The sequence below is a fragment of the Microcoleus sp. B4-D4 genome (assembly GCF_036705185.1).
Classification (GTDB): Bacteria; Cyanobacteriota; Cyanobacteriia; order Cyanobacteriales; family Microcoleaceae; genus Microcoleus.
This window is the reverse complement of sequence record NZ_JAUBTX010000027.1, coordinates 39,997-66,303: the sequence shown is the minus strand read 5'-3', so window position 1 is coordinate 66,303 and position 26,307 is coordinate 39,997. Positions and strand designations below refer to the sequence as shown.

27 protein-coding genes and 1 pseudogene are annotated in these 26,307 nt (G+C 45.8%); 16 read left to right on the top strand and 12 right to left on the bottom strand.

Going from position 1 to position 26,307, the window contains the following annotated elements; translation table 11 throughout:
• Positions 1 to 481: 481 nt before the first annotated feature.
• Entirely contained in the window at positions 482 to 2,110 is a 1,629-nt protein-coding gene (locus QUB13_RS19480; protein ID WP_333383609.1) for a Ycf66 family protein, read from the bottom strand.
• 396 nt (positions 2,111 to 2,506) lie between these two features.
• Between QUB13_RS19480 and QUB13_RS19475 the strand changes: the two genes are divergently transcribed.
• Both QUB13_RS19475 and QUB13_RS19470 read left to right on the top strand, forming a co-directional pair.
• On the top strand, positions 2,507 to 2,689 hold the full coding sequence (locus QUB13_RS19475; RefSeq protein ID WP_333383606.1) for a hypothetical protein: 183 nt from the start codon (positions 2,507 to 2,509) through the stop codon (positions 2,687 to 2,689).
• A 366-nt stretch (positions 2,690 to 3,055) separates the two neighbouring features.
• Positions 3,056 to 3,493, top strand: coding sequence for a DUF6918 family protein (locus QUB13_RS19470; protein ID WP_194011455.1), 438 nt, complete (start codon positions 3,056 to 3,058; stop codon positions 3,491 to 3,493).
• A gap of 436 nt (positions 3,494 to 3,929) precedes the next feature.
• On the opposite strand, the gene QUB13_RS19465 is transcribed toward QUB13_RS19470, so the two are convergent.
• The 4 genes from QUB13_RS19465 to QUB13_RS19450 all read right to left on the bottom strand — a co-directional run bounded on the left by QUB13_RS19465 (position 3,930) and on the right by QUB13_RS19450 (position 9,502).
• Positions 3,930 to 5,450, bottom strand: coding sequence for a nickel/cobalt transporter (locus tag QUB13_RS19465; RefSeq protein ID WP_333383601.1), 1,521 nt, complete (start codon positions 5,448 to 5,450; stop codon positions 3,930 to 3,932).
• Between the two features lie 118 nt (positions 5,451 to 5,568).
• Positions 5,569 to 6,975, bottom strand: coding sequence for a tetratricopeptide repeat protein (locus QUB13_RS19460; protein WP_333383598.1), 1,407 nt, complete (start codon positions 6,973 to 6,975; stop codon positions 5,569 to 5,571).
• A gap of 430 nt (positions 6,976 to 7,405) precedes the next feature.
• Positions 7,406 to 8,620 (bottom strand): DUF4331 domain-containing protein, encoded by a 1,215-nt coding sequence (locus QUB13_RS19455; protein ID WP_333383595.1) that lies wholly within the window; start codon positions 8,618 to 8,620, stop codon positions 7,406 to 7,408.
• A gap of 207 nt (positions 8,621 to 8,827) precedes the next feature.
• On the bottom strand, positions 8,828 to 9,502 hold the full coding sequence (locus QUB13_RS19450) for a DUF4439 domain-containing protein (protein WP_333383592.1): 675 nt from the start codon (positions 9,500 to 9,502) through the stop codon (positions 8,828 to 8,830).
• Between the two features lie 217 nt (positions 9,503 to 9,719).
• Here QUB13_RS19450 and QUB13_RS19445 point away from each other — a divergent pair, with 217 nt between their 5' ends.
• The 4 genes from QUB13_RS19445 to QUB13_RS19430 all read left to right on the top strand — a co-directional run bounded on the left by QUB13_RS19445 (position 9,720) and on the right by QUB13_RS19430 (position 12,527).
• Positions 9,720 to 10,286 (top strand): sigma-70 family RNA polymerase sigma factor, encoded by a 567-nt coding sequence (locus QUB13_RS19445; protein WP_333118236.1) that lies wholly within the window; start codon positions 9,720 to 9,722, stop codon positions 10,284 to 10,286.
• Between the two features lie 122 nt (positions 10,287 to 10,408).
• A complete protein-coding gene (locus QUB13_RS19440; RefSeq protein ID WP_333383589.1) occupies positions 10,409 to 11,029 on the top strand; it encodes a cupin domain-containing protein in 621 nt (206 codons plus the stop codon).
• Positions 11,030 to 11,172: 143 nt separating this feature from the next.
• Positions 11,173 to 11,643, top strand: a complete 471-nt coding sequence (locus QUB13_RS19435) for a DUF732 domain-containing protein (RefSeq protein ID WP_333092818.1) — start codon at positions 11,173 to 11,175, stop codon at positions 11,641 to 11,643.
• Between the two features lie 74 nt (positions 11,644 to 11,717).
• Positions 11,718 to 12,527, top strand: a complete 810-nt coding sequence (locus QUB13_RS19430; RefSeq protein ID WP_333383585.1) for a hypothetical protein — start codon at positions 11,718 to 11,720, stop codon at positions 12,525 to 12,527.
• Positions 12,528 to 12,865: 338 nt separating this feature from the next.
• Here QUB13_RS19430 and QUB13_RS19425 read toward each other — a convergent pair whose 3' ends face one another.
• From QUB13_RS19425 to QUB13_RS19420, 3 genes and pseudogenes are all read right to left on the bottom strand, one after another.
• Positions 12,866 to 13,408, bottom strand: coding sequence for an acireductone dioxygenase (locus QUB13_RS19425; protein ID WP_333118232.1), 543 nt, complete (start codon positions 13,406 to 13,408; stop codon positions 12,866 to 12,868).
• A gap of 349 nt (positions 13,409 to 13,757) precedes the next feature.
• Positions 13,758 to 13,913: a hypothetical protein gene (locus QUB13_RS30520; RefSeq protein WP_442922182.1), complete on the bottom strand. Its 156-nt coding sequence runs from the start codon at positions 13,911 to 13,913 to the stop codon at positions 13,758 to 13,760.
• A gap of 28 nt (positions 13,914 to 13,941) precedes the next feature.
• A pseudogene (locus QUB13_RS19420) lies at positions 13,942 to 14,199 on the bottom strand (Na+ dependent nucleoside transporter N-terminal domain-containing protein); the annotation flags it as partial.
• Between the two features lie 137 nt (positions 14,200 to 14,336).
• Between QUB13_RS19420 and der the strand changes: the two are divergent.
• From der to proC, 10 genes are all read left to right on the top strand, one after another.
• Positions 14,337 to 15,698, top strand: a complete 1,362-nt coding sequence (der, locus tag QUB13_RS19415; protein ID WP_333118231.1) for a ribosome biogenesis GTPase Der — start codon at positions 14,337 to 14,339, stop codon at positions 15,696 to 15,698.
• A gap of 197 nt (positions 15,699 to 15,895) precedes the next feature.
• On the top strand, positions 15,896 to 16,123 hold the full coding sequence (locus QUB13_RS19410) for a four helix bundle protein (RefSeq protein ID WP_333383582.1): 228 nt from the start codon (positions 15,896 to 15,898) through the stop codon (positions 16,121 to 16,123).
• Positions 16,124 to 16,126: 3 nt separating this feature from the next.
• Positions 16,127 to 16,267, top strand: coding sequence for a hypothetical protein (locus QUB13_RS19405; protein WP_333383580.1), 141 nt, complete (start codon positions 16,127 to 16,129; stop codon positions 16,265 to 16,267).
• Between the two features lie 126 nt (positions 16,268 to 16,393).
• Positions 16,394 to 17,389, top strand: a complete 996-nt coding sequence (locus tag QUB13_RS19400) for an energy-coupling factor transporter transmembrane component T family protein (protein WP_333092822.1) — start codon at positions 16,394 to 16,396, stop codon at positions 17,387 to 17,389.
• A gap of 211 nt (positions 17,390 to 17,600) precedes the next feature.
• Positions 17,601 to 17,861 carry a 4'-phosphopantetheinyl transferase superfamily protein gene (locus QUB13_RS19395; protein WP_333383655.1) on the top strand — a complete coding sequence of 87 codons (261 nt, stop codon included), beginning with the start codon at positions 17,601 to 17,603 and terminating at the stop codon, positions 17,859 to 17,861.
• A gap of 35 nt (positions 17,862 to 17,896) precedes the next feature.
• Positions 17,897 to 18,166 carry a transcriptional coactivator PipX gene (pipX, locus tag QUB13_RS19390; protein ID WP_194011441.1) on the top strand — a complete coding sequence of 90 codons (270 nt, stop codon included), beginning with the start codon at positions 17,897 to 17,899 and terminating at the stop codon, positions 18,164 to 18,166.
• A gap of 293 nt (positions 18,167 to 18,459) precedes the next feature.
• Complete coding sequence (locus QUB13_RS19385; RefSeq protein ID WP_333383575.1) at positions 18,460 to 19,137, top strand: YggS family pyridoxal phosphate-dependent enzyme; 678 nt, start codon at positions 18,460 to 18,462, stop codon at positions 19,135 to 19,137.
• Positions 19,138 to 19,214: 77 nt separating this feature from the next.
• The gene (locus tag QUB13_RS19380) at positions 19,215 to 19,838 is read left to right on the top strand and encodes a cell division protein SepF (protein WP_194011439.1); all 624 of its coding nucleotides are present in this window, start codon (positions 19,215 to 19,217) and stop codon (positions 19,836 to 19,838) included.
• A 372-nt stretch (positions 19,839 to 20,210) separates the two neighbouring features.
• Complete coding sequence (locus QUB13_RS19375; RefSeq protein ID WP_333092825.1) at positions 20,211 to 21,437, top strand: RNA-guided endonuclease InsQ/TnpB family protein; 1,227 nt, start codon at positions 20,211 to 20,213, stop codon at positions 21,435 to 21,437.
• Positions 21,438 to 21,479: 42 nt separating this feature from the next.
• Positions 21,480 to 22,325 (top strand): pyrroline-5-carboxylate reductase, encoded by an 846-nt coding sequence (gene proC, locus QUB13_RS19370; RefSeq protein ID WP_194011624.1) that lies wholly within the window; start codon positions 21,480 to 21,482, stop codon positions 22,323 to 22,325.
• 337 nt (positions 22,326 to 22,662) lie between these two features.
• On the opposite strand, the gene plsY is transcribed toward proC, so the two are convergent.
• From plsY to QUB13_RS19350, 4 genes are all read right to left on the bottom strand, one after another.
• Positions 22,663 to 23,346 (bottom strand): glycerol-3-phosphate 1-O-acyltransferase PlsY, encoded by a 684-nt coding sequence (gene plsY, locus QUB13_RS19365; RefSeq protein WP_194011623.1) that lies wholly within the window; start codon positions 23,344 to 23,346, stop codon positions 22,663 to 22,665.
• A 210-nt stretch (positions 23,347 to 23,556) separates the two neighbouring features.
• The gene (locus tag QUB13_RS19360; protein WP_333383564.1) at positions 23,557 to 24,897 is read right to left on the bottom strand and encodes a DUF3086 domain-containing protein; all 1,341 of its coding nucleotides are present in this window, start codon (positions 24,895 to 24,897) and stop codon (positions 23,557 to 23,559) included.
• Between the two features lie 59 nt (positions 24,898 to 24,956).
• Positions 24,957 to 25,349 carry a DUF3119 family protein gene (locus QUB13_RS19355; RefSeq protein WP_194011621.1) on the bottom strand — a complete coding sequence of 131 codons (393 nt, stop codon included), beginning with the start codon at positions 25,347 to 25,349 and terminating at the stop codon, positions 24,957 to 24,959.
• A gap of 64 nt (positions 25,350 to 25,413) precedes the next feature.
• The gene (locus QUB13_RS19350; RefSeq protein WP_194011627.1) at positions 25,414 to 26,208 is read right to left on the bottom strand and encodes an MlaE family lipid ABC transporter permease subunit; all 795 of its coding nucleotides are present in this window, start codon (positions 26,206 to 26,208) and stop codon (positions 25,414 to 25,416) included.
• Positions 26,209 to 26,307: the final 99 nt, after the last annotated feature.

The following is a 26,307-nucleotide window of genomic DNA, read 5'->3' as shown; positions in this document are numbered from 1 at the left end:
CGAGATTTCTCTTTCAAGCCTCACGCCGTCAGGGCTGAGGTTCCTGACAGCAATTTGATAAAGTAGCGCTACACCTCATCCCCCAACCCCCCAAAACTTCGGGAGGGCTAGGACTTCATCAACACATCTTTAAAAAAATAGTATCAGTTCGCGATCGCACCCTGACTCCTAGAAACCAGCTTTTTTACTGAAGTTGGGGGTGAGTGCGAGATATTGTCGGGAAAAAACCCGGTTTCTTGCTACCTGCGGGTAACTTCCTGTCCGAGCGATCGACCGATCTAAAATTTGATATGTGTGGAATGCAAGTCTGCAACCGAGGTAAACCTGCATTCCCCAAGTGTTATAGCGGTTCGAGCGCGTGGTGAGGTATGCCCTATTCTGTTTTTGCTATGGTAATTTACCGGACATGATATAAGTCTTAAAAGCAAAAAGTAGAAACCAGAATCAAAAAAATTCTGGTTTCTACCTTTGGCTTTTTGGCTTAAGATGATGGCTGATCTTCGCCGGATATATTCTCAAATTTTGATTCTACGGGCGGTTTAGGAGCTTCGACTGGCTCGGAAGCGGGGGGATTTGGGCGAATCAATTCCGGTGGTTCTTCCTGGGAAGATGGTTTTTCTTCTGTGGATTCGATCGAGATTTTTGATACTGAAATCGTTTCCACTTGCACGCTCAACCCCGGTTCTCCCGGTATTTCTACCTCTACAGGCTCCGCCACTTCCACCACAGTCATTTCTATAGATACAGCAGGGGCTTCTGCTTCCGTTACGCCGGAGGCTGTTTCCGCTTCATCCACTGCTGTCTCCGCTGTTTCTGGAATCAACGGCGCTGTCTGAGTTTCAGGGGAGGCTGTGTCTAAAATTGGAGTTTCCTCTATTTTGGGAACACTCGCGGCTTCGGCCACCATCAACTCGGCCATTGCTTCTAAATCGGTGGGAAATGGCACTGCTTGGCTGGTTTCAACGGCTGTGTTGCTGGTTTCGGCTTTCACTTCTTGCGCGACTTCGGCTAATTCAGATTCGAGAACCCGATCGATATCCGGTGTAGGAATTGTTGTTATTTTAGGTTCCGGCGCGATCGGATCGGAAGTTTTTTGCGCTGTTGTCGCCGGAGTATTTTGATCGGACGCGATCGGATCGGGAGTCTTTTTGGCTGTTGTCGCCGGAGTATTTTTATCAGACTTGTTTTTACTCGCACCCCGTCCCAAGATATCGCCGATACTATTTTTGATATTGCCGAACAGACTTGCGAAACCGCCGGATTTTTTAGCTGTTTTGGCTGGAGTTGAGTTGGCCGTTGGTGTCGCCGTTGGTGTCGCCGTTGGTGTCACCGTTGAGGCTGTCGAACTAACAACAGACTCGGACTCTTTAGCCTTCGCCCTCCAAATCTCCTCAAAATCGTCTGTTTCAGGCTGCAGTTGAGGCTCTGGCTTAGCCTCTGCTGGCTCCACAGTTGCTGGGGCGGCAATTTCTGAAAATTCTATAGGTAGAGGTAGAGGAGTGAAGCTGGTGGCTGATTCTGCTGGGTCTGGTGAAGTCTCAACAGCAGGAGTTTCCACGGAAAATACTGGTATTTCTGCAATTGCAGGTGTTTTGTCTTGGGGAATGGTTAAGTCAGACCCGATCGCGCTTTGGGCAATTTCTTCAGCGATTGAGGGAGTTGCCGGTTGTTCTTTTACCTTGACCTCAGTCGGATTCACAGCGGGTGCTGGAACTACATCAGTTTTCGGTTTGGGCGATCGAACAAACTTAGGTTTTTTCCCTGCGGGTTCTGGTTTTTTACCAAACAAACCCGATAGCGGCCCGCCCATCGCCCCGGCCAAATTCGCCGGCACGGGAATCGGCGTTTGCTGAGCGACGGGTGTCACCAGCCTGCGTAAAGTCAGGGTTTCCCAAGCCAACCAGCCCAACATAGCTACGCCCGCCATTTGACCCAGCAGGAGAGCACCAGTAATTCGCCCCGCACAAGTCCATAAAATTAACGCATAAAAAAGTCCTACCCCGCTCCAGGTAAAATCACTTTTGCGGTGAACTTCTGGAAAAAAGAAGGCCGCCATGTAAATACTGAAGCTGCCTAGACCGACCGCTAACGCCAGAATGTATGCAAGCATCTTGTCGGTACCTCCGCTTTGTCAAATAACTTCTACGCGCTAATTCTACCTTTGTGAGACACTCAACGGCTTCTTTCTGTAGACCAATTATCTATTTGGAAGCAAGTTCGGCAGCGGATTAGTGTCCTGGATTTAACGGATTTAAAGGATTTAACGGGTGGATGTTGACCGTAAAGCTCAAGCGTGAAGATTTTCCCTACTTTCCCAATCTCTACCTCTTTACCCTCGGAGCGAAGTCGAAGCGCTTCTCACCCCTTCTTGGTCTCACCCCCTACTCGGTAGTGATGCGTGTCACTTAACTATGCCGGTACGATCGCACTTACGGTAGAAGATGTTCTGTAGGGTATAGGTGTCGGAGGAATTATGCCTAGGGGCATAGATATTGGAGGTAGTGTCATGTTAGAAAAATTGTTGTTAGCTGCGGCTTTAACCTTATCGCTTCAAATTTTTGCTGGAGTCGGCACTGCCTCCAAGCTACCGAAAAATCTTGTATTGCGATCGAGCGAGCTGCCGACACAAACCATACAACTGCCCCAGGTTGGAGCACCTTTGTCCGCACAGCAGAACGTCGAATCCTAATTCAGAGGCGAAAAATGAGAGGTGCAAGTGCGATCGAACTAAAGGCACAGCCTCTCTCTCATATTTTTGGCAAGCTGTTGTGTTTTGTATTTTAGTTTTGAGAATTTATCCTTCAGACTTCAGTCCAGGTTATCAGTTAATCAGGATTTGCGTTTCCAGCGATCGAACAGTAGGTAAATCAGGAATAGCCGATCGCATCTTAATTGCCACAACCTCAGACAAATCTTACATTAGGTTGCCAGTTATCAACACTCAAGGCTTAAAATGCTTGTGCAAACTTCAGTAAAGGATCGAAATAGATATATAATTTTCTGAAGGAACTTGAAGCTAATAAACACATTCACTGTTAAATCAAGGAGAGCAAAAATGGCACTTAGCGATATTTTATTGAATGAAAACAACAGAGACAATTTTGTTGATGACTGCGTACAGTTGATAGAGAAACAAGTTGCAGCAGCGCCGGGATTGGGCGGTTTGGCTCTGAAAGCCGCCTACTCTACTGTCAAAGGGATACGGGCTGACTATTGCGCTCAAGTCGTCGATCAAATTCTGCCAGAAATCTCGATCGCACTCGACCCCATGTGGACTGAAGCCGTAAACAATGGCAACCCAGTAGAATATTTTGCTGAAAGAAAAGCTGAAGTAGCAAACCAATTGCTCCAAATCAGTGACAAAAAAGCCGATAACAGCACAAGAGCAGTTGTTAAAGGTGCCTATGCCAAACTCCGCCCATCAGCTAAGACTTACGTAGAAAATGGCATACCGGATTTAGCCAAAATTATTAATAAACATACTGCGACCTGAATCTTGAATGGGTAGGAATTTCCTACCCATTTCAATGCTATTACGGGCAAAAAATTTCTGCCAAATTAGTTAAATCTCGCGATTTTGTAGGGTTGGAACTAATATTAGTTGGTCAATTGATATCAAATCCTCTCTTCACCGGAATAGTAAATTCACTGTTAACTGTTGACTGTTAACTGTTGACTGTTGACTGTTGACTGTTGACTGTTAACCTCATTCCGATGCAACCGGAAACGATATGAATCAGCAGAGAGATTTTTGATTGTTCATATCGCGTCTGGTAGATTGACAACGATAAAATAGGTTCGTAGTGAGGACTGAAGTCCGCCACCTATTGCGCGATATTGTCCGCACGCGCGCACCTTGTTATGGTAATTGACCGGACATCAGATTACAAAATCATCACAACTGACGCAACCTAGGATCTAAAATTGTATTATCCGCCAGCTACCCATTGATTCGCCGCCAATATTTTCCACATTGCTTGTCCCGAAATTCCCAATCCCAAAAACATCACTAACATCGCGCTCAAAGCCGGCAGAAACTTCACGGCTGTTATCTGTTTTGGTAGCTTATCAAAATTCCGTTTCGCATAAACTAAGATTAATCCGATCGCGCTCAGCACCAAAGCCAATCCCAAACTAAAGGCTACCACTAGCCCCATTCCCAAACCTACATTCCCCAAAGCAGACGCGCTCAACAGCATCACCAAAGCAGAAGGACAAGGCAACAATCCCCCCGAAATTCCCAACAATAATAAGCTTTTCCAAGTAATTGGATCGCCGTCAGCACCGGGGGGCAAATGTGAGTGCAAGCGCCCGTCTCCGTGATGGTGGTAGTGCTGAGAGATATCTGATTTTACTGGCTTAAATTCTCTTTCCCAAGTTCCTCTATTGAGCAGATTTACTGGTTCTTCAAGGTTCGTATTCAGGACGACAGTCCTGTTTTTTTTGCGAACTAAACTCCTCACTACGAACCTGATTTTTTCTAGGAATTTATTTAAGCTGATCGTGGTAAGAATTTGATTTTTTGATTTTTTGCGGACTGTCGTCCCCGTTACTAACCTGGTTTTGATTCTTTCGGAAAGTAACTTAAAGCCGATGACTGCTACTAATAAGCCTGAGATTAAACTCAGCCAAGGATCGAGTTTTTCTGGTTCGATTAAGTTGGAAGCGAAAAGAGTAATTCCGCCGACTGCAAACACGCCCGCAGTGTGAGTTATTGTGGTTGTTGCTGCTAAAAATAAGGCGTGCATCGGAGTGGCCCGCGAACCTACCAAATAAGCGCCGACTATGGTTTTTCCATGTCCGGGCGACATGGCGTGCACGCATCCCCAGACAAATGCTCCGGCTACTGCTAGCAGCAAACTCCAACCTGTATCCCAGATAGATTCATTTCCTGTTAACAAAAACTCCCGGTTTTGGGGTGTAAATACAAAGCTTTTGACAGCACCGGCTTCCACTATCGTAGCTTGACAGCTAGCTGTGGCCACTCCGGGTAAAAATAGATTGTAGTTAATCCGCAATTTCTCGTGTTTTGAAATTACCTTAGAAGCGGGCCAGGTGTAGTTTAAGATTAAGGTGCTGTGGGTATTTGGCTGCTGGATCGAGCTGGCTATTTTAGCTGCTATTTCTAGCGGATTTACTGTTAATGAACCTTGAAGTTTGCTGCTGTTGGTGATGCGAATTTGTTGGCTTAAAAACTTTTCTAGTTCTTTTTTGTGGCTGCGAACTTCGGCTGCTTGTAGCTGGCCGTCCCGATTGTCGTCGGCGAATTTTGTTAAGCCGGTTGGAAAGGTTAATGTTACTTCGGTTTGGAAATCGTTGACGATTATTTCTGCGACGGATAAGTCTGACCAGTGCGAGTAAACTGGTTTGGTTGATGTTGTGAGAAATAGTAATAGGGTGAGGGATAAAAGAATGAGGTATTTGTAGGATTTACGTAACTTTTTGGGCATATTTTTAAATTTTAAAACAACTTGATTTTGTGAAATATTGTGGGTTTTTCAGGAGGCGATCGGGGGATTTATTCCCTGACTAATAGCTTGAGATTTTGTAGTAGGTACTCGTTATTAGTTAAAATTCAAAACTTCCTAAACCTAATGTTTTGCCCTCACGCCCGTCAAAACTCGGATCTGTTTCTTTAGCCTTTTGAAAATAAGCGCGAGATTCAGCATCTTTACCTAATGTGCGGGCGATCGCACCAGCCCGGTAAAAAATACCCGCATCGCGAATGCCCGATCGCATTATTTCGGCCATCACCCGATCGGCTTTTTGCCATTCCCCAGTGCTAGAAAGCGCCTTGGCGTAAATATCCAACGTCACAGCATCCCTGCGGATTTTTACCTCATCCTGCATTAACAGCAGCGCTTCGGCGACATCCTGCGATCGACCTTTTTCCAACAGCAAACTCGCCAAATCGCGCCGGTGTCCGAAACCGCGAGATCCAGAAGCCTGTTCCTGTCGCAGCCCCGCTTCTGCTTTGTCGCGCAGTCGCTTGGAGGATATCGCATCTCCCTGCAACTCCTTCACCCTCGCCATACCGCGATCCACAAGGCGATCGTACACCGTCGCAGCACCGCCAGCATAGGCAGAAACCTTACTGTAACTAGCCTCCGCTTCCCGATAATTGCCCTGGTTGGTTTCCAAATCCGCCAAATAAATCAGCGCTAGCGGGTTTCGAGGCACCAACCGCAGCGATTCCAAAAACAGCGCTTTCGCCTGCACAAACTGCCCGCGACGCGCGTAAAATCGACCCAAGAGCGATCGGACCCGCGCCGATCCCGCAATCTCTCCGGGTTCCTCCGCCACCATTGCTTGTCGGTAATCCTGCAAAACCTCAGCATCTCGGCCCTGCGCCTCTCTCACTAACGCTCTTAATGTCAGAGAGCCCAAGTTAGGAATCCGATTAACTAAGGTTTCTGCGGCTGTGTTTGCCTCACTAACTTTTCCCATCGCCAAGTTAGATGTAACCGAAAGGGCGATCGCATCTTCATTATTAAAACCCACCTGTTTAGCCAAGCGCAAAGCACTAGCAAAATCGTGTCTCGCTTCAGCAATTCGAGCTAAAACCAACAGCGCACCTTTGTTGTCAAAAGGTAAATCGGCGATCGACCTTTCGGTCGCCTGTTCCGCCAATAAAAACCAACCACCCTCCCCAGTTGCGCGAGCCATTTTCAGATAAACTCCCGCCAACGCAGCCCGATTCAAACCGCTGTGAGAATCCACAGCCAATCGCTGCTGGTAAAAAGCAATTTCCTGCTTAATCGCTTCCTTTGGACTGGGATTATTTCTGAGAGCTTCAAAAAAATGGTAGCGGTAATTTGCATCAAGATTAGCCGGAGTTTTCTCGGCAAATAAATCAGAAATAAAACGCAGATTTGGGGGAATGTTAATAACAGCAATACCCACAACAGGAACTGCTATCAATAACCACCACCAAACAATATCAGATTTTATTACTTGTCCTGTTTTAGTTTTCATACATCCCCGTTAATCAGCCTTCATCTCTGTTAAAAAAGTATTTTAGGATCGAAAACTTAATAACTTAAACACCTCCTACAGTCTTCTCTGCTGTAATACCATTTTTCTAAAGATGTGCTATAGATGAATTCTTAGCCCCCCCTTAATAAGGGGGGGGTTGGGGGGGTAATATCTAGCGCTACTTTATGAAATTGGTATAAGTTGCTTTCCTCAAAGGAGGCAGAGCCTCCGGATCTGCATTACCAGGCAGAGCCTGGTAACGAGCAATAGGGCTATCCTCACCACGCGAGCTAACCGCTATATGTCATTAGCCAATCACCAATCACTAATTACCAATTACTAATAACTAATAACTAATAACTAATAACTAATTACTAATAACCAATAACCAATAACCAATAACCAATAACCAATAACCAATAACCAATAACTAATTCGGCAAAGCCAAATAAGGAAAATTTGGTTCTAACGGCTTGTGTCCCTGAGCCGCGTTTCCGGGAATTCCGTTATATGAAACATTATCGCCAACTGGAGAACCTACCAAAGCTCCCAGAGTGATATCAATAACATCGTCCATCAGCATACGACCTCCGATCAAACTTCCTTGAGCATTTGTCGCACTACCGTAGCCGCTGGGTTTTGTGGTATCGATCCGCATGACATCGGGTAAGAAAGCTCCGGCGATCGCATTTGGATCGACATTATCGCTACCGTCCAAAAGATCCACAGCATTCAGAGTAGCAACAGCTTCCTGCCGCACTGGAGCAGCAGCAGCGCTCAAATCCAATTTCGGAGAAATACTATTAAATGCCTCCATAAACGCGGGAGTAACTACCAAACCCTCGTTAATTGCAGGTCTCGCCAAGCGCTCGAATTGTTTGAAACCGCCAACTCCATCCCGGATCGAAATTGTTGACCAAACATCAAAAGTATTCGCCCCAGTTCCTGCTTGCAAAAACGCTTTCGGAACGCGGACGGTAATTGTATTGACGTTGTAACCTTTTGTAAAGTCGATCGCTTGATTCGGTGGCTTGAAACCTACTTTCGCCCCCGTGCCCAAAGCCCCAGCGCGGACTCGGAAAAATTGTTCTACATCAAAGAAAAATGGATCTTCCCGCAAACCTGCAAATACAGTTAAGTTAGAACCGTTCACAGGTACTGTATTCAAAACAGCATTAGAATTTAGCGGAGTTGTGGCAATTAGTCCACCATTAACTGTCGTTTTAGTAGTTGTTTCCGAGCCGTTGCGAATAACAGTTATGGCTACCGCTTGCATACCTTGATTGTTAGGCGGACTGAAGGCAAATCGCAAGATAGTATCGGCGCGTCCAGTAGGTGTAGAATTAACATCACCTACCTGCGAGATGTTAAATTGGTAGAGCGCTGTAGTGCTGAAATAATATTGATAGCGCGCTACAGACCTAGGATTTGAATTCATTGTCAATATTAAATCCCCGTCCGCAGCACTGGAATTTTGGTCTTTTTCGCGATATACGTACAAGTCTGTTAAATTAACAGTTCGACCTTTGATATCGACTTCGCCGTCGTCGTGATCGGAAGCGGCAATTATCCCTGGAGTTAATACAACAATTAGAGCTAATTCAATAGCTAGTATGGTTTTACGAAACTTTTTTGTTAGCTTCACAGTTAGCACCTTTATTTCAATGGGATTTTTGGACAAATCAATGGCAAATAACCCACGCTTGCGGGTTGTATTTTTTTAGCAAAAGGTTTCAACCTTTAAACCTGTGGGGCTTTGGTGCTGTTGCCGATTATTGTGCTATCAGTATACGAGTTAGTATACGAAGGTTTGGCAATTTTGGATCTGTGCAGAAATATTAAGTATTAAAAACTAGACCGTCAGCACCCAACTGTTGCGGTTGTTGCTACTAACAAAAGCAGCAGGTACAATTTCCAGATTCATGCCCAAAGCCTTGAAAGTAGCGCGAATAGCTGCTGCGTGGGCTGCTTCTGCCATGCCGATGCTAGCTCCTGCAGTAATCAAACCCGGAGTCTTCAACTTGGCAGCTTCCACAGTGTAGGCGATCGCAGCATCGGTCTCTAAAGCCAGGGCTAATTTAGCAATATTTACATCAGAATCTATATTTCCCTCCTTCTTATTGATGTATGATGAAAGGTCGTAACTCGACTCGGCTGTCACGGGATTTGCGCCCAAATTTTTCACCGCAGAAGCGAGAAGATCTCGGTGCTCTTTGTGGTCGTTTTGATTGCGAAGTGCTAGGGCTAAGACTGCTTTGCCAACATCAGTATTTGTGAGCTTCCCTGCTGCAAAAGTGTAGGCCCAAATTGCCTGATGTTCGTAAAAAAGTGCGTTGTTGAGAATAGCAGCATCATTTTTGTTGTCATCGGGAGTGGCGGCGATCGCCTTTTCCCCAAGCAGCGAAATGCCCAAAGCGCCAGCTAAACCGGCAATAGCACCACCTGCAAGCGCAGCGCGGCGCGATCGCAAATTATAAGTATGGCGAGTTTTCGACATTTCAGATAAAGCTATTTCTTCATTTTGCATAGAACGTATTGCTAGGTTTGAAAAGTTAACAAAAAAGGTGACAAAAGTGCAATATAAATCGGGAGCGTGACAATTTAAAGCATGACAAAATTAGCCCCTCAAGGCATACTTACGATCGCATCCCCAATTGACTTACAATTATGTTCTATAGTGATATACGCCAAATATTTAATTTTGGATCTGTGCACTCAAAACAAAATTTTTTAGGTACACTGAGATGACAGGCCAGAAGTCCAGCGATGAATCGCTGCTTTTAGTGCAGATTGCCCGGAAAGACCAAACGGCATTAGCTCAATTTTACGATCGCTACGGTCGCCAAAGTTATGCACTAGCTTACAAAATCCTGGGTTCGGTAGAAGAAGCGGAAGAAGTGGTATTAGATGTTTTTTCCCAAATTTGGCAAAAAGCAGCAACTTACGATCCTTCTCGCAGTCGAGCGGATACATGGTTGTTCATGCTTACCCGCAGTCGTTCCCTCGATAGGCTCAGAGTTTTGCAGCGAACAGGCCGGGCGGCCGAAGCTTGTCTGGAAGATGCAAAAATTCCTTCTTCGAGCCTTCCAGAACCGATGGAAGATGCAATAATCGAAGAACGCAGGGAACGAGTCAAAGCAGCGCTAGAAAAATTGCCAGCAGAACAGCGAATTGCGATCGAACTCGCCTACTACCAAGGACTGACTTGTGCGGCGATCGCGACTAAAATTGGTATTCCGACAGGTACAATCAAAACCAGAATTCGTTTGGGTCTTTCTAAATTGCGTCAAGCTTTGAGTGAAGATATTTAGGTTGTCAAACAAACACAAGTTAAATTGTCTAACATCAATCGAAAATTATGGCATCTCCAATTTTCGATATTTAGTGCGGAAAAACCACTCTAAAATCGCAAATCTAAAATCTAAAATCTAAAATGGAAATGATGCCCGATGAGGAGTTTAATATGCTTGCAGCTTTTCAAGTTCTCGATACGCTCGACGAGTCAGAAAGTCGCGCACTTGCAGAGAAATTGGAGAAATCGCCAGAACTGGAAAGCGAACGGGTGGCCTTGGAATCAGCAATTTCTGCGATCGCCTACACAGCCCCTCCAGTTCCCGTCGCCGCCGACCTGAAAAACCGCCTGTTGCAGCGTATAGCCGAACTGCCGCCTACTCCGGCAGAATTAGTCAATTTACCGCCAATTGTTACCGAGAAAACTGAGAATAATACTCGCTCTTTAATTGTGCGATCGGGCGATGTCAAATGGAAACCTTATGGAGTTCCCGGAGTTTGGATCGGCAAGCTTTCTTTTGATAAGAAAAAGCGCGAAATCACCTGCTTGATGCGACTGGAACCGGGGGCAAGTTTTCCGCTGCACCGACACGCGGCATCGGAAGAAGTCTTTGTATTAGAAGGAGATTTAATTGTAGAAGGGGAAGTTTGTCATCAAGGCGATTACATTCATTCCGTTCCCGGTTCCATACATTCGCCGCTCAGTGAAGGGGGATGTTTGCTGTTAATGAAAAGTTCCCTAAATAATGAAATGCTTGTTTGATATCGACAATTCGGTTTGTAGTAAGGAATGCGAGTCCGGGCGGTTTTGCGGACGGTCGTTTTCACTACAAACTGAATTTAGGTTCGTAGTAAGGACTTTAGTCCTTAAGCGGTTTAAAATTCCAACTAAATAAGGTGAATGCTATGCTAAATTACTGGCGCTTAACTGCTGTGATGTGCGCCGTTATTATACAATTTGTACCTAGCGACAAAAGCGCGATCGCCCAAGAACACGAAGGATGTTTTTTGGTTAACTCAGCGGGAGAAGTGATTAACTTAAATCAGTTGTGTTCGCCTGAAGAATCTATTCAACTTACAGGAAACGATGGGAAATTTATTGAAGACTACAAACGCTTAGCAAAAAGCTACTCTCCAGAAGCAACCGGCAATTTACTGCAAGCAATCCAAAGAACCCCCGGTAGAAAAATTGCCGCAGCTAAAAAAATGTGTGCGGATGCAAAATCGGGACTTTCTTTGGCGGAAGTTAAATTAAGGGCGATCGGACAATCTCTCAGCATCGAAAATCCAAATGTCAAAGAAAGTTTTCTGGCTGATGCCGATATTATTACCACTCTTGCAGCTAACCATTATTGCCCGGAATTAGCAAATAAATAAATTAGTTGAAAGACGGAAGTTTCCCAATTGAGGAGGCGATCGACAATGATAATTTTTTGTGCAATTTAAAATAGATGAAACATTTAAAATCAAGTTCCGCCGACTTGCGGGATTTATTCAAAGACAGCATTACTGTTAAATATCTGGCGGAACCGCTAAAGTCTGTCCCCGCTGACGAAGATGCAGCCAAATTGCGATCGTGGATGGAGGCCAGGGATTTTGATGTGCTGGGGATCGAAGAAAACGGGACTGTTTGCGGTTATATAGAACGATCGCACTTAATCACAGGTAAATGTAGCGACTACCAGCAAATTTTCCACCCGTCGCAGTTAATCGCCGCCGCGACTCCCCTGATGGAATTGTTGCCGCTACTGCGAGAAAAACCGAGATTGTTTGTATTGGAAAGCAACCGCATCAACGGGATTGTCACCTGTGGCGATTTGCAAAAAGCACCGGTGCGGATGTTGCTGTTTGGGTTGGTGACGCTGCTAGAAATGAATTTATTGCGGATTGTGCGGATCTATTTTCCCCAAGATTCGTGGCAAAATTCGCTTAAGGGCGATCGTATTTTAGCGGCTAAACATCTTTGGGGATTGGGGCGATCGCGAAATGAAGCAATTGACTTAATCGATTACCTGCAATTCTGCGACAAGCGAGATTTAATCCTGACGAATGCCGAAATAATCGATCGGCTGGGGCTCAAATCCAAGCGTTACGGAGAGCGTTTTTTAAAGTCAGCAGAAGCATTGAGAAACAAATTAGCTCACGCCCAAGATTTAATCAACGGTTCTTCTTGGCCGGAAGTAATTTTGCTCGCTCAGGAAATAGAAGCGTTATTGCAGCGCTGCGAAGAAATTGAAATCACCATAACCACTGAATTATAGCTTTTTTCAATAAGGTTAAAAGTTAGTCAATTTGAGATTTGAGATTGAGGGAGCGATCGATACCTCATATTAATTCCGGTTGCACTCCTCATGATGTTAACAGTTAACAGTTAACAGTTAACTGTTAATTTACTATTCCGATTCTAACGGATTTGATATCATCTTTCACTCTAACTGCTGCAGACAGCATTTAATCCTTAATTTCTTAGTCCGCGGAGGCGGACATCGTTTGTATAGCAGCGATTTCAATCGCCGAGTATTGTCATTATTTCTTATTAGTCCGCGGAGGCGGACATCGCTTGTATAGCAGCGATTTCAATCGCCGTCCGATATCTGATTTAATTTCTAATTTTGAGTTTCCGGTTAGTATACTGAGGAACCCAACCTTGAGCGGTGGTGTAATACTGCACAGCTTTCAAGTAAAGCAACGGAGTTAAATAAAACCAATGTTCGGTATTGGATGGCACTTTTATGTATTCTTCAGCTTGTAACATTAATTGTACCTGAGATCCGTTAGGATACACAAATCCAAAAACACATTCGCCAGCTAACACATGAAGAACTTCTGCATCTGCGTGGGTGTGAGTGCGATCGCTTTGAGTCATGAGTGGGTAAATTTGCGGCGAACCGGGATGCAGCACTTTTAAGTCGCACCACTGACATCCGCTTGTGCGCTTTAACTGTTCAAACTTACTGTTAAATGCTGAGAGAATCTGCTGTTTTTCTGTTACGCTGAGAATGTCTTGGATGAGAATTTCTTGAACCGCAGGATTTTTTTTCGTTAGCAGGCGATCGACCTCAATATTTAAAATAGCCAGTTGGCTGGCGATCGCGCAAATATCGCTGTATGTCGTACCGTCTTCTAGTTGCAGAACAGCCATCGTACACCACCTATTTATTTGACTTTGAGAAGAATTTAGTTTCCAGTTTCTATATACTGTTGTGACAAACTAAACTCCTGCTTATTTTCAATAATAGCCGATCGCTCAAATTAGATATTGTGCTTCCCGAACATTTAAGGTGATATCATATTTTAACTATCAAGCCTTAAATTTTAACTTTTATTTAATAACCTTGCGAGTAGAGTCCGCCACAATCACCTGACAAAACTCAAAAAATTGACAGCAGCATTCCCGCCATGCAAGCAGTCATAAAACAAGCCACAGAACCAGCAATCATCGTCCTCATATCAATTCCGGTTGCAATCCTCATGATGTTAACGGTTAACTGTTAACAGTTAACCGTTAACAGTGAATTTACTATTCCGATGAAGAGAGGATTTGAGATCGCGCCCAACCGAGCAAAATCGCCCTGATGCGATAGCGCGATCGCACCAATCCCCCAAATTTGAATCCCGATGGAACCAATATTAGAAAAACTGCACAAAGCCTAAATCGGAATAATTGCCGATCGTTCAGAAATCGTTTATGGTGATAAATGAAGAGAAAACAATGAGAGTCGGCAACACTGCAAAACCGATAAAACGCTCCATCAATTTTTCTCCATATAAAAACTTTGCTCCGCTATATAAAAAAATTAGAAACTGGGTGACTAAATCTCCTAAAAATGTAAATAGCGCCAAACCACGAGCAGTTTTGAGAATCAAAATTGTCCAAATTAGCTGCAAAGCAATTCCCCAAAGTACGGGAAGCCACTTAACAGCGCGCCGAGAAACTGAAAATGCCTAGGACAAAGCGACAAAAACCGCTAACCCCAAGAGAGAAATAAGTCTGTTCATTTCAGTCAGATTCCCTTATAATCAGAGACTAAAGCTCAAAATTACGGCGCAGCATAATTGCTGCTACATTTATGCCTCTACCTATAGTTGCTATTATTGGACGCCCCAATGTAGGCAAATCGACGATCGTCAACCGTTTAGCCAACAGCCAAGACGCCATCGTCCACGACGAACCGGGAATCACGCGCGATCGCACCTACAGACCAGCATACTGGGGCGATCGCGAATATCAAATCGTAGACACAGGCGGGCTAGTATTCGACGACGAAACCGAATTTCTGCCATTAATCCGGGAACAAGCACTGGCGGCGCTTGCAGAAGCCAGCGCAGCCATTTTCGTAGTAGACGGAAAAACCGGACTCACAGGCGGCGACGAATCCATCGCATCTTGGCTGCGCCTGCAAAAAGTCCCCATCATTCTAGCCGTCAACAAGTGCGAATCGGAAAATACCGGACTCACACAAGCAGCAGACTTTTGGACATTGGGACTGGGAGAACCTTTCCCAATTTCCGGGATTCACGGTAACGGCACCGGCGAATTGCTAGACCAACTAATGACTCACCTTCCCACAGAAATAGAGCCAGAAGTAGATGAAATTAAAGTAGCAATTATCGGTCGTCCCAATGTCGGAAAATCGAGCTTGCTAAACGCATTTCTCGGAGAAAACCGCGCCATAGTCAGCCCAATTTCCGGCACAACCCGCGACGCGATCGACACCATAGTAGAACGCAACGGTCAAACCTACCGCCTGATCGACACCGCCGGAATTCGCAAAAAGAAAAACGTCGAATACGGCGCAGAATTCTTCGGCATCAACCGCGCTTTCAAAGCCATCCGCCGCGCCGACGTTATACTGCTAGTAATTGACGCAATTGATGGCGTTACGGATCAAGACCAAAAATTAGCCGATCGCATCAGCCAAGAAGGTCGAGCCTGCATCATGGTCATCAACAAATGGGATGCCATAGAAAAGGATAACGACACCATCTACGAGTACGAAAAAGAAGTAAGAAGCAGACTTTATTTCCTCGACTGGGCAGAAATGATTTTCGTCAGCGCCATGAGCGGACAGCGAGTTGAAAAAATCATTGAATTAGTAGACAAAGCCTCCGACGAACACAAGCGTCGCGTCCCCACCGCCGTGATTAACGAAGTCATAGAAGAAGCCACAAGCTGGCACTCAGCGCCAGTTACCCGCCAAGGAAAACAAGGTAAAATCTATTACGGAACCCAAGTGCGATCGCAGCCACCAACAATTGCATTGTTTGTCAACGATCCCAAACGGTTCACCGAAAACTACCGCCGTTACATGGAAAGCCAATTCCGCAAACACCTAGGCTTTACCGGCACACCAATGCGGCTGCTATGGAGAGGCAAAAAAGTTCGAGCCACCGAAGTCAGCACAACAAACAGAGCACTCCGAGTCAAGTAATTTTAGATTTTAGATTTTGGATTTTAGATTGAAGAAAAAACGCAATTTAATGATAAAATTAATGAATTGCGTTTTTTTGTTTCATCAAAAATCAAACAATTGCAAAATCCCAATGTCAAAGACCCAATCTAAAATCTAAAATTTAAAATTTCAATGAAAAAATCGAAAATCGAAAATCGAAAATCGAAAATCCCAAGATGGACGAACAAGAGTTTAAACAAAGAACGAAGGCTCTAGCATTAAGACTTATTAAGCTAGTAAGTTCACTGCCCAAAAATACCGTTTCTGAGGTAATTGGCAAGCAGTTAATTCGTTCAGGAACTTCTGTAGGGGCTAACTATCGAGCAGCTTGTCGCGCTAGATCGACAGCAGACTTAATTGCAAAACTCAGAATAGTGGAAGAAGAAGCAGATGAATGTCTTTAGAGGATGGAGCTGATAGTTGAAGCTAAATTAGTAGATGTCACTAATTTGAGGAGTATCATGTCAGAAACGAATGAAATTTTAGCAATGACAGTTGCTTCAATCAAAACTTTAATTGCTAAAAACCCAACAGCAAGTCGCAAATAAAACAATCTCAAATCCCCAACCAAAAAAGTTTTCCCTCAAAAATTAAACAATAAAATAAAGTCCAATTAAATAATTAAACAATTCAAACAATCAAAAAATCTAAAATCTAAAATCTAAAATCGCAACATGGATTTACTTCGATCGCTCCCGATAGGACTTTACCTAGAACAACCCGTAACCTGGCTGCACCGCGTAGACTCCCGCGTCAAACTAGCCTGGTTGATGACATTCCTGATCGCGCCCATACTCGCCAACCCCGCTTGGCGGTTGATGCTAGTAGCAATGTTAATCGTACTGACACTAACCGCAGCCATTCCCCTGCGCGTGTGGAAACAGCAAATGGGACTGCTGCTGCTATTCTGCCTTTTAGTATTTTGCCTCAGCGCGATCGCCCCCGATGCACTCCCCTCAGAACACCAGCCCCGCATCCCCGCCGACGAATTAACCTTTTCCCAACAGCCCGCAACCCTTCCACCCCCTCCAGAGCCGAAAGCGTGGTACAAACCTTTTAATTTAGGCTCAAACTCCCCAACCCAAAATTCCAAATCTCAACCGCAAACTAAACTCCCCCAACCCACAAACTACCGTTACGTTTTATTTAAAGGCGGCCCGATCACAATCACCCGCAAATCCATAGATTTAGCTATCAACGTCAGCACCTTATTTTTCACAGTAATTTACAGCACCAACCTCTATCTACTCACCACAGCCAGCGAAGAAATTACCTGCGCTATTGAAAATTTAATGAGCCCGCTGCGCCGCTTGCACTGGCCTGTCACCGAAATAGCGCTAACATTAACGTTATCTTTGCGCTTCATTCCCCTAGTATTGGAAGAAATACAAAATTTAGTGCGATCGGTCAGCACCAGAGCCATAAACTGGAAAAAACTCGGATTTCGCCGCGCCGCTCAAGTTTGGTTGCTCATCGCCGAGCGGCTGTTAGAAAATTTGCTGTTGCGAGCCGAACAAATAGCCAGCGCCATGACTGTTCGTGGCTTCACAAGTCCCGATCGACACCGTGTAGAATGGCATCAGTTGCACTTCAAAATCCGAGACTGGATCGCCCTCGGTTGCTTGATCCTTCTCTGGAGCGCCCGCTTGGTTTGGGGTTGGGATAGTTAGGATTTTAGATTTTAGATTATTCGACTTCGCGAGGGAACAAGTTTTAGATTTTAGATTGGGGGATTGAGTGATTGATGGGTAGTTGACGCCGCATTAGACCGATTTGGCGATCGCGCTTCCTCGAAAAAGTTTACACGCCCGCCGAACGCAGGGATTGCGGGCAATAAAATTCTCAACACAGCAGCATTAAAGGTAAAATGAATCGAGTTTCCTGCAACCAGCTAGCTGCTGGGCCGCCAAGGACGCTGTTGTCAAAGCTCTAGGCACCCGATGGCGGGGAATACGATATGCAGATGTGGAAGTTCGGCGGGACGATCGCGGTGCTCCAAACGTGCAACTGCACGGAACAGCAGCAGCACGAGCCTCAGCCACGACGGAGACTACTGCACCGCTAGGGCGATCGCCCTTTGTACCCCGCCAGAAAACAACCCCCTCCCGTGATGCGCCAGCGAAACTTAAATCTAAAATCTAAATCTTTAAACTAAAATCGATCGACTGTGAGCATAAATGACTACAGAAACCTACCTGAACCATCCAAACTTCGGCCTCCTCTTCAGGGTATCCCAGGTTGAAGACAGCCAAGAATTATTCACCACACTATACGCCCAACGCCTATTCTTCTTAGTGACAAACGGCCCAGGCGGCCTGAGATTTGAACCCATCAGCCGCTCCGACGCTCGCCTGATGGTAGAAATTCGCCTGCGAACGCTCCGCCGCAACGGGCAATACAAAGATTACGACCAATTGCAAGCCATTCACCAGCGTACATTTCAATAGCGAAAATCTGTCATTGGTCATTAGTCATTGGTCATTAGTCATTGGTAATTGGGAATTTCGTAATTGGAAATTCCTCGTTACCAGGCTCTGCCTTTCTTTACCTCGCCGCTTCTGGAAACACAGAAGTGTAGCAGATGTTTAAATTAAGTAACCGGGCATCATTAATTACAAAAAGACTCTTGACGCTGATTGGGCCCTGGGGCGATATGCAAGTGTAATTAATTCAGCACGCCCTACTGATTAAATTTTCGTTCCTAACTTTTCTTCCCTCCACTTCCGAGCATTGAGCAACTATGACCATTACCTCTCGAATTAACAGCATTCGCCAACACTTGCCCGAATCAGTGCGGTTAATTGCCGTTACCAAACAGGTATCGACTGATGCTATCCGCGAAGCATACGGCGCGGGCATCCGAGATTTTGGGGAGAGCAAGGTTCAAGAGACTGTCGAAAAACAAAACCAACTGCAAGATTTGCCAGACATCAACTGGCACCTCATCGGGCACTTGCAAGCCAACAAAGCAGCCAAAGCCCTAGAGCATTTCCAGTGGATTCATTCTGTAGATAACTTAAAATTGGCAGCTAGGCTCGATCGCATAGCGGGAGAACAGTCCTGCTCTCCTCAAGTCGGCCTGCAAGTCAAAATGTTGCCAGATCCCGACAAATACGGCTGGACAGTCCCAGAACTGCTTGCCGACCTCCCAGAACTGAATAAATGTGAGAATCTCAAAATTCAAGGTTTGATGACAATACCTCCGCTAGGATTAGATGAGGCGCAAATCCTAGAATTGTTTAACAGCACCCGCGAACTTGCTAATAAAATCCAGCAGCAAAATTTGCCCCACATCCAAATGCAGCAGCTCTCGATGGGGATGTCGGGAGATTATCATTTGGCAATTCAAGCAGGTGCTACTATGATACGGCTAGGAACAAGCTTGTTTGGCTCTAGAAGAGAGGACAACTTGGGTTAAAAATAGAGTAGTTAGCGACCCGCGGCTAACCCGCAACGCGAGTATAGTCGGGGCAGTACAGTCGTGAAGGAGCTTAAATGGTGAGCATTTTTTCTAAGCTACGAGATTTTGTAGGCTTCAACAATGAAAGTGAATACGATTACGAATACGACGAAGCGGATGGAGATCGTTTTCAAACCGTCTACCAACCGCCCGAACCGAACGCCGCTGCAGCCGCTGCAGCAGAAGAAGAACGCCGCCAAAATCGCAGAATGCGGGAGCGGTCAGTAGTAGGATCGACAGGTACGGATGTTGTTGCACCAACCGGGGGAGTAGGGTCAGTAATGAATAACGTGATTGGAATGCCTGGAGCTATGAACGGGATTTCGGAAGTAGTAGTAATGGAGCCGCGCACTTTTGAAGAGATGCCGGCAGCAATTCGAGCGCTGAAAGAGCGCAAGTCTGTGGTTTTGAACCTAACTGTGATGGATCCAGACCAAGCGCAAAGAGCTGTGGACTTTGTAGCGGGCGGTACTTACGCCCTTGACGGTCATCAAGAGCGAATTGGCGAAAGCATTTTCTTGTTTACGCCTAGCTGCGTGCAAGTGAGAACTCAGTCTGGTGTGGTTCACGAAGTGCCCCCAGCCCAAGGACGCCCCCGCCCTGCTGCTGCTCCTGCACCGACTGTCTGGCCGGCAGAACAAGCTCCAATGGCTCAGTAGTCATTAGTCAGTTGTCAACTGACAGTTGACAGTTGACAGTTGACAGTTGACAGTTGACAGTTGACAGTTGACAACTAATAAGCTGCTACGCATCTAAATTGAATACAAAGACGGGCTCTCCTGCCCATCCCACAATAATTGTAGAAAAATTGACTGTCAAATTAGATGCAAAGCAGCTTAACTGTGGAATCAAGACTGCAGATTAACTAACAAGCTGGAAGTCCCCCACTCTAATGGTAGTCCGTTGAGTGCCGGGATAAAAGCGTACAGAACAATTGAGTTCTATGCCCACTTGTTCGCTCTGCGATATTTGTAGATCGGCAAAACCTTTGATCTAATATTTACTATTAATTAGGAATTAGCAGTAACTAAATGCTACGCAAAGTTGTCAAAGTTCGTTTATACCCTACCGATCGGCAGTGCAAGCATCTGGCACAGAGCTTTGGTTGCGCTCGTTGGTGGTGGAATTACGCGCTTAATAAGTCGATTGAAGTCTATCAAGAGACTGGCAAAGGGCTTGGACAATCTGCATTAAATGCTTTACTGCCAGCGCTAAAAAAGGAATATGAATGGTTAAGTGACTGCTACAGTCAAGTGCTACAGGCGGCTACGCTTAATCTCACGATTGCCTATAAAAACTTTTTTGACAAAAGAGCTCAGTTTCCTAAGTTCAAGTCAAAAAAGCATAAGCAGTCGATTCAATACCCCCAAAATGTTCAAGTCATTTCTGACGCTGAACTCAAGTTCCCTAAACTTGGAGTAGTCAAAGCAAAATTACATAGACCGATTGACGGAAAAATCAAAACTGTCACAGTTAGCCAAAACCCTTCAGGTAAATACTTTGCTGCAATTTTATTTGAGATTGAAGGTGAAAATCCAGAATTTTCTACTTCTGGCAAAATCCTTGGGATTGACTTAGGATTAAAACAGTTTGCAATCGTTGCCGATGGCACTAAGATTTCTAAGTTTGAGAACCCTCAACATTTTGTAAAACATCAACACAATCTCAAGCGTAAGCAGCAAAAGTTAGCGCGTAAAAAGGATGGCAGTAATTCTCGCAAAAAAGCTAAAAAATTACTGGCTAAGATACACGAACGGGTAGCCAATTTTCGGCATGATTTTCTGCATAAACTCAGCGCAAAGCTGGTCAACAAAAACCAAGTTGTCATAGTAGAAAATCTTCATGTTAAAGGCATGGTTCGTAATCATTGCTTAGCTAAAGCTATTTCTGATGCTGGTTGGGGAATTTTTGTCAATTTCCTGAGCTACAAATTAGACCGCAAAGGCGGTAAGTTAGTAGAAATTGATCGATGGTTCCCTAGCTCTAAAACCTGTTCAGTTTGTTTGCATCAAGTCTCGGAAATGTCTTTAGATGTGCGCGAGTGGACTTGCTCTTACTGTGGCACTCATCACGACAGAGATGGCAATGCTGCAACAAATATCAGGAATGAAGGTATCAGAATGCTAAAGACGGATGGAACAGCCGTTTCTGCTGTTGGAGGGAAGGTAAGTCCAAAGGTGGGGCGTAAGTCCAATCTGAGGCACTCCCCTGCGAAGACAGAAGCCCACGCTGTATGCGATAGCATCAGCGCTGAGTAGTTCACTAACATTAGCTAACAACTGACAACTGACAACTGACTAATGACTAACATCAAATTTGGTACGATCGGCGGCGGGGTAATGGGAGAAGCTCTCCTGTCGCGCCTCATAGCACAAAAAGTTTATTTACCCTCAGAAATATTGGTCAGCGATCCGCAACCCCAACGGCGCGAATTTTTGACGGAAACCTACGGAATCGCTACAACAGCAAGCAATCTAGAAGTTGCTACCGCTACAGAAGTGCTGTTTTTGGCGATTAAACCGCAAATGTTTGATACGGTAGCTTTGGAGTTGGCTGTGGCGATCGATCGCCAACAAGCAAATAATGGAGAAACGGCTAATTCCCAGCCCGAAGCGTTGATAGTATCGATTTTAGCAGGAGTCCCGCTCAGCAAGCTAGAACCGGCTTTCCCTGGGCGGGGAGTGCTGCGGGTGATGCCGAATACTCCGGCGACGGTGGGGGCGGGAATGAGCGCGATCGCCCCTGGCAAACTCGTGCAACCAACCGATTTAGAATTGGTAAAACGCATCTTTGGCGCTGTGGGAGAAGTCGTGGAAGTTCCCGAAAGTATGCTGGATGCGGTGACTGGGCTTTCCGGTTCCGGTCCCGGTTATGTGGCAATTTTTATCGAAGCCTTGACAGATGGCGGAGTTTGTGCAGGTCTTCCACGGGCGATCGCCTCTCAATTAGCAATCCAAACTGTATTCGGTACAGCTAAGCTATTACAAGAAACAGGAATGCACCCCGCCGAATTAAAAGATCGAGTGACAAGTCCCGGCGGCACAACTATTGCTGGAATTGCTAAATTAGAAAGTAATGGCTTTCGATCTGCTACGATCGAAGCAGTCAAAGCGGCTTATTTGCGTTCTCAAGAATTAGGAAAATAGGTGTTACAACCTTTTTCAGAAAGATGAGGTACTATCCGGGATAGGGCATAGGGCATAGGGCATAGGGCATACCTCATTTTTGTGAGAACCGCTATACATCAAATCCGGTAGCATTGGAATTATAAAATCGAGTCAACAGTTCACACTCAACCATTCAGTTTTTTCGACCCGCCCGTTAACAGTCAACAGTCAACAGTCAACAGTCAACAGTCAACAATCACCTGACCGTGCAACCGGAATTAGTATTACATCATGTCCGTTCGATTGACCGCAATCAGTAAAGTCCGCACTAAGAACGAAGGGTTTTTGTTATGGTCATCAACCGGACATGATATGATTATCGATCGCTAGCTGCTGTTTCCAATTTCTCTCCAATCCTCGGTTCAGTACCGTTCAACAAGCGCTGAATATTGCTGCGGTGCCGCACAATCACAAACACACCGCCCGCAATTGCAAACAATACATAAGCCAGCGGCTGATGTAAAGCAAACATCAATCCAGCAACGCTAATTGCTCCGATAATCGAGCTTAAAGAAACAATTCGGGACACTGCAAAAACAATTCCAAAAATCCCTAAAGTTCCCAAACCAACTGGCCAATACAAACCCAGCAAAACTCCCAAACTCGTAGCCACAGATTTACCGCCGGTAAACCCCAGCCAGATAGACTTGCTGTGGCCCAAAACAGCAAACAAGCCTGTTAAAGTTGCCATCCAAGGGATGACAGTGGCAGTATTTTCTAAACCTGCGCCGATCGCTAGCTGACTGGTAAAATCTAGAGAGTAAATGTAGCGGGTTAGGACGATCGCACTTACGCCCTTCAACACATCAACCAGCAACACCGCCAACCCCGGCCCCTTCCCCAAAGTCCTCAGTACATTAGTCGCGCCAGTCGAACCAGAACCCACCTCTCGAATATCAATTCCCAGCATCCATTTACCCAGGGTGTACCCAGTCGGAATTGAACCCAGCAGATAAGCTGCTATTAAAAGTGCGCCATTTAAAACTATCCAGCTAGTCATGTTTTAATTTAATCTTCGTGTATTTTTACAATTTGCCATAGCAAATGTGTTTTTTTACCTTCATAAAGAGAGGGCGGATTTTGCCTCATCGAGTTGCTTGTTTCATAGATTCTGAACTCAACCCGCCCCTGCCGGGTATGGTGTGTTTTTTGCTTGTCCAATCAGCAATTACCGATTACCATTACCCGTTTCTAATTACTAATTACCCATTCAAAAATCTTTAGGAACCATCAAACTTTGCGGATCTGGAGCAAAGGCCAGCCACAGCGGAAATTGCAGCATTGACAAACTAATTAAATCCTCAGTTTCATCGATCGCAATTAGCGGCAAATTGCCATCTTTCACCAGTCGATCGGCTTTTTGAGCCAAAGCCTCGGGAGACTCAAACATAATAATGCCGCGTTCCGGGCCAAAATCGCTGCGAGTAATCCCCAAACAGTCCTGCAAACCCCTGCGCCACTCTCCCAAACGTTCGGGACTGTTGGCGAGCACCAAAGTCCGCACCCGTGCGCCGTAGACGCTTCTGAGGACAGAAACAATCGCCGAAGTAATCAAGATATTTTGCAAGCGCGAACCCATAGTTCGCAAAGCGCCCCTTCCTCCTTGGGTGAAAAACCAGTTAGAGACTCGTTCCGCGTGGATGGGTTCAAAGGTGCGGCGGAGTTGCCAAGCTGGGCCGTAGTAGTCCGGGAGGGTGCGATATTGGTCGAGGATGCGGCGAATTTGTTTGGTTTGTTCTTGAAATCCTGGTTCGGCAAATCTCAGATTTACTGGTGCTGAGGATTCCGATTCGTCCGCATACATTTGCTTGGGCGTTTCTTGGATTGGCGGTGTCAAATCTAAGAGTTCCGCAGTGGCGGCCAAATCCTGCAAACTTCCGACTAGATAGTCTTTGAAACCCTGGACTCGGATTGCTAAGTCTTGGGAAACGCCTGCAAAAGTTGTCCGCATTTCCTTTTGAATTCGATCGCGCCGGCGTTCGAGTTTTTCTATTTCGATTTGTAGGGTTTGTTTGCGCTTGTCTAATTGAATCAAGCCGTCTTGTACCAAACGCCCCATCGATGATTGAGCCTCGCTCAACGCTTCTAATGCTTGGGCTTTGTCGGCTTCCAGCGCCGCAATTTTTTCTGTCAAATTTTGTTCTTGCTGGAGCAATTTTTGAACTCGATCTGCCACATTTTCGGTAACATTTTCTGAAATTTCTGTCACCGTTGCGGCGGTTGCTGTTGGCTGGGAGTCTGTTTCTGGCTCGATTCGACCGATCCTCTTCGAGGGCTTCGCTAACGCGCTTTCAAAAGAGCGATCGTCTGTTTCTGGCTGAATTTGGTCGATCGCGCTTGCTGCGTCCGCTTCATCGGCGATTTCGGCCTCTTCCTCGGCCCAGGGGTCTGTTTCTGGCGGGAATTGGGCGGCAGGTTTGTTAAGAGCGATCGGCTTGGACGGTATCTGAGATGGAAGTTGGTACTCCGTCTCATGCACAGATAAGTTTAGTTCGCCGTCAGCGGCGGCTGTTTCTTGAGGTTTTTGGGTTGGAGATTCGTCTGAATTCATGGGAAATTTTGTTCGGCCGAGGGCACGGAAAAGCTAAATATTTTAAATTAACAACTTTTTTAGTCTTGACGGGGACAGCGCTGTTCTAAGCAGGTCTGTAGCATTTTACGATCGAACAGAACCGGCAGAAAGTGAATGCTGTTAATTTCTTTGAAATAGAACAAAATCGGCAGCGCGGGCCAAAATATCCGCCAATTTTGCCATTCTCGGTAAGGAAAGCGGCGGATTAAGTTTTGCGATCGATAAATGTCCAAATCCGTTGCGGTGAATTGCAGCCGGATGGTGGCGGCTTGGTACATCAGAAACAAGCCGAACAGCGAAAGCGGCAAACTCGCCCACTTCTGCACGAACAGCAGCGGTACGGCGGCCAGTACCAGCACTAGGGGAATCGCAAAACTCGGGGCGAGCTCGATCGTATTTGTGGGCGCGGTCGCAGAGGCGGTTGTATTCACAGGTTTAAATCAAAGGTACATAAACGAATGTTGCCAATTATTCATATTTTATCTGTTTCCTAGCTTACAAGCCTTTGAGTACGCTAGAGCCCGTCCCCTGAAACATGATCCAAGTCATCAAAAAGTTAACCACAAAAATCGCCAGCAAAGCCGTCACCACCGCTGTAGTAGTCGATTGGCCCACACCTTTTGCGCCGCCGGTGGTGGTCAAACCCCAGCTAGTACCGATTACAGCAATCAAAGCACCGAACACAAAAGCCTTAATTGCTGCGCTGCAAATATCCCACAGACTCAGGAAATGGCGGACAGATTCTAAAAACACTGTTTGAGAGATGCCGTACATTGTCGTTGCAATCAGCAGCCCGCCGATGATGCCGGTGACTAGGGACAATATTGTCAGAATTGGCAGCATTAAGCAGCAAGCAATGACGCGGGGAATTACTAAGTAGTCGATCGGGTCTGTTTTGAGCATCAGCAGGGCATCTATCTGCTCTGTGACTTGCATTGTGCCGATTTCCGCCGCAAAAGCCGAACCTACTCGTCCCGTCACGATTACCGCCGTTAAAACGGGGCCGAGTTCGCGAGTCAAAGACAAAGCCAAAACGCCACCGACGACATTGCCGGCACCGAGGTTAATAAACTCCCTCGCTACCTGAATAGTAAATACCATGCCGACAAAACCAGCAGTCAGCAAAGCAATCAACAGCGATTCCGGGCCAACTGCTGCCATTTGGTCGAGGGTGTTGCGGCGGTTAATTTTGCGCGTCAGCAGGTGCAGCATGACTTGGCCGCCCAATAAAATTGCTGCGAACAACCGCTTACTCCACAAACTGAGGCTCGACTGTGTAGTTGTGCTCAAGGGATTTTGACTGTAGAACAACTGCCAAAAATGAAATCTATCTACAAATCTTAAACAAGTTTCTTCTCTAAGATTTAAGATTTTTGACAGAATTGGCTG

Coding starts and splice junctions, on each gene's coding strand:
- QUB13_RS19480 (WP_333383609.1), bottom strand. CDS start 2,110: ATGCTTGCATACATTCTGGCGTTAGCGGTCGGTCTAGGCAGCTTCAGT.
- QUB13_RS19475 (WP_333383606.1), top strand. CDS start 2,507: ATGTTAGAAAAATTGTTGTTAGCTGCGGCTTTAACCTTATCGCTTCAA.
- QUB13_RS19470 (WP_194011455.1), top strand. CDS start 3,056: ATGGCACTTAGCGATATTTTATTGAATGAAAACAACAGAGACAATTTT.
- QUB13_RS19465 (WP_333383601.1), bottom strand. CDS start 5,450: ATGCCCAAAAAGTTACGTAAATCCTACAAATACCTCATTCTTTTATCC.
- QUB13_RS19460 (WP_333383598.1), bottom strand. CDS start 6,975: ATGAAAACTAAAACAGGACAAGTAATAAAATCTGATATTGTTTGGTGG.
- QUB13_RS19450 (WP_333383592.1), bottom strand. CDS start 9,502: ATGCAAAATGAAGAAATAGCTTTATCTGAAATGTCGAAAACTCGCCAT.
- QUB13_RS19445 (WP_333118236.1), top strand. CDS start 9,720: ATGACAGGCCAGAAGTCCAGCGATGAATCGCTGCTTTTAGTGCAGATT.
- QUB13_RS19440 (WP_333383589.1), top strand. CDS start 10,409: ATGGAAATGATGCCCGATGAGGAGTTTAATATGCTTGCAGCTTTTCAA.
- QUB13_RS19435 (WP_333092818.1), top strand. CDS start 11,173: ATGCTAAATTACTGGCGCTTAACTGCTGTGATGTGCGCCGTTATTATA.
- QUB13_RS19430 (WP_333383585.1), top strand. CDS start 11,718: ATGAAACATTTAAAATCAAGTTCCGCCGACTTGCGGGATTTATTCAAA.
- QUB13_RS19425 (WP_333118232.1), bottom strand. CDS start 13,408: ATGGCTGTTCTGCAACTAGAAGACGGTACGACATACAGCGATATTTGC.
- der (WP_333118231.1), top strand. CDS start 14,337: ATGCCTCTACCTATAGTTGCTATTATTGGACGCCCCAATGTAGGCAAA.
- QUB13_RS19410 (WP_333383582.1), top strand. CDS start 15,896: ATGGACGAACAAGAGTTTAAACAAAGAACGAAGGCTCTAGCATTAAGA.
- QUB13_RS19405 (WP_333383580.1), top strand. CDS start 16,127: ATGGAGCTGATAGTTGAAGCTAAATTAGTAGATGTCACTAATTTGAGG.
- QUB13_RS19400 (WP_333092822.1), top strand. CDS start 16,394: ATGGATTTACTTCGATCGCTCCCGATAGGACTTTACCTAGAACAACCC.
- pipX (WP_194011441.1), top strand. CDS start 17,897: ATGACTACAGAAACCTACCTGAACCATCCAAACTTCGGCCTCCTCTTC.
- QUB13_RS19385 (WP_333383575.1), top strand. CDS start 18,460: ATGACCATTACCTCTCGAATTAACAGCATTCGCCAACACTTGCCCGAA.
- QUB13_RS19380 (WP_194011439.1), top strand. CDS start 19,215: ATGGTGAGCATTTTTTCTAAGCTACGAGATTTTGTAGGCTTCAACAAT.
- QUB13_RS19375 (WP_333092825.1), top strand. CDS start 20,211: ATGCTACGCAAAGTTGTCAAAGTTCGTTTATACCCTACCGATCGGCAG.
- proC (WP_194011624.1), top strand. CDS start 21,480: ATGACTAACATCAAATTTGGTACGATCGGCGGCGGGGTAATGGGAGAA.
- plsY (WP_194011623.1), bottom strand. CDS start 23,346: ATGACTAGCTGGATAGTTTTAAATGGCGCACTTTTAATAGCAGCTTAT.
- QUB13_RS19360 (WP_333383564.1), bottom strand. CDS start 24,897: ATGAATTCAGACGAATCTCCAACCCAAAAACCTCAAGAAACAGCCGCC.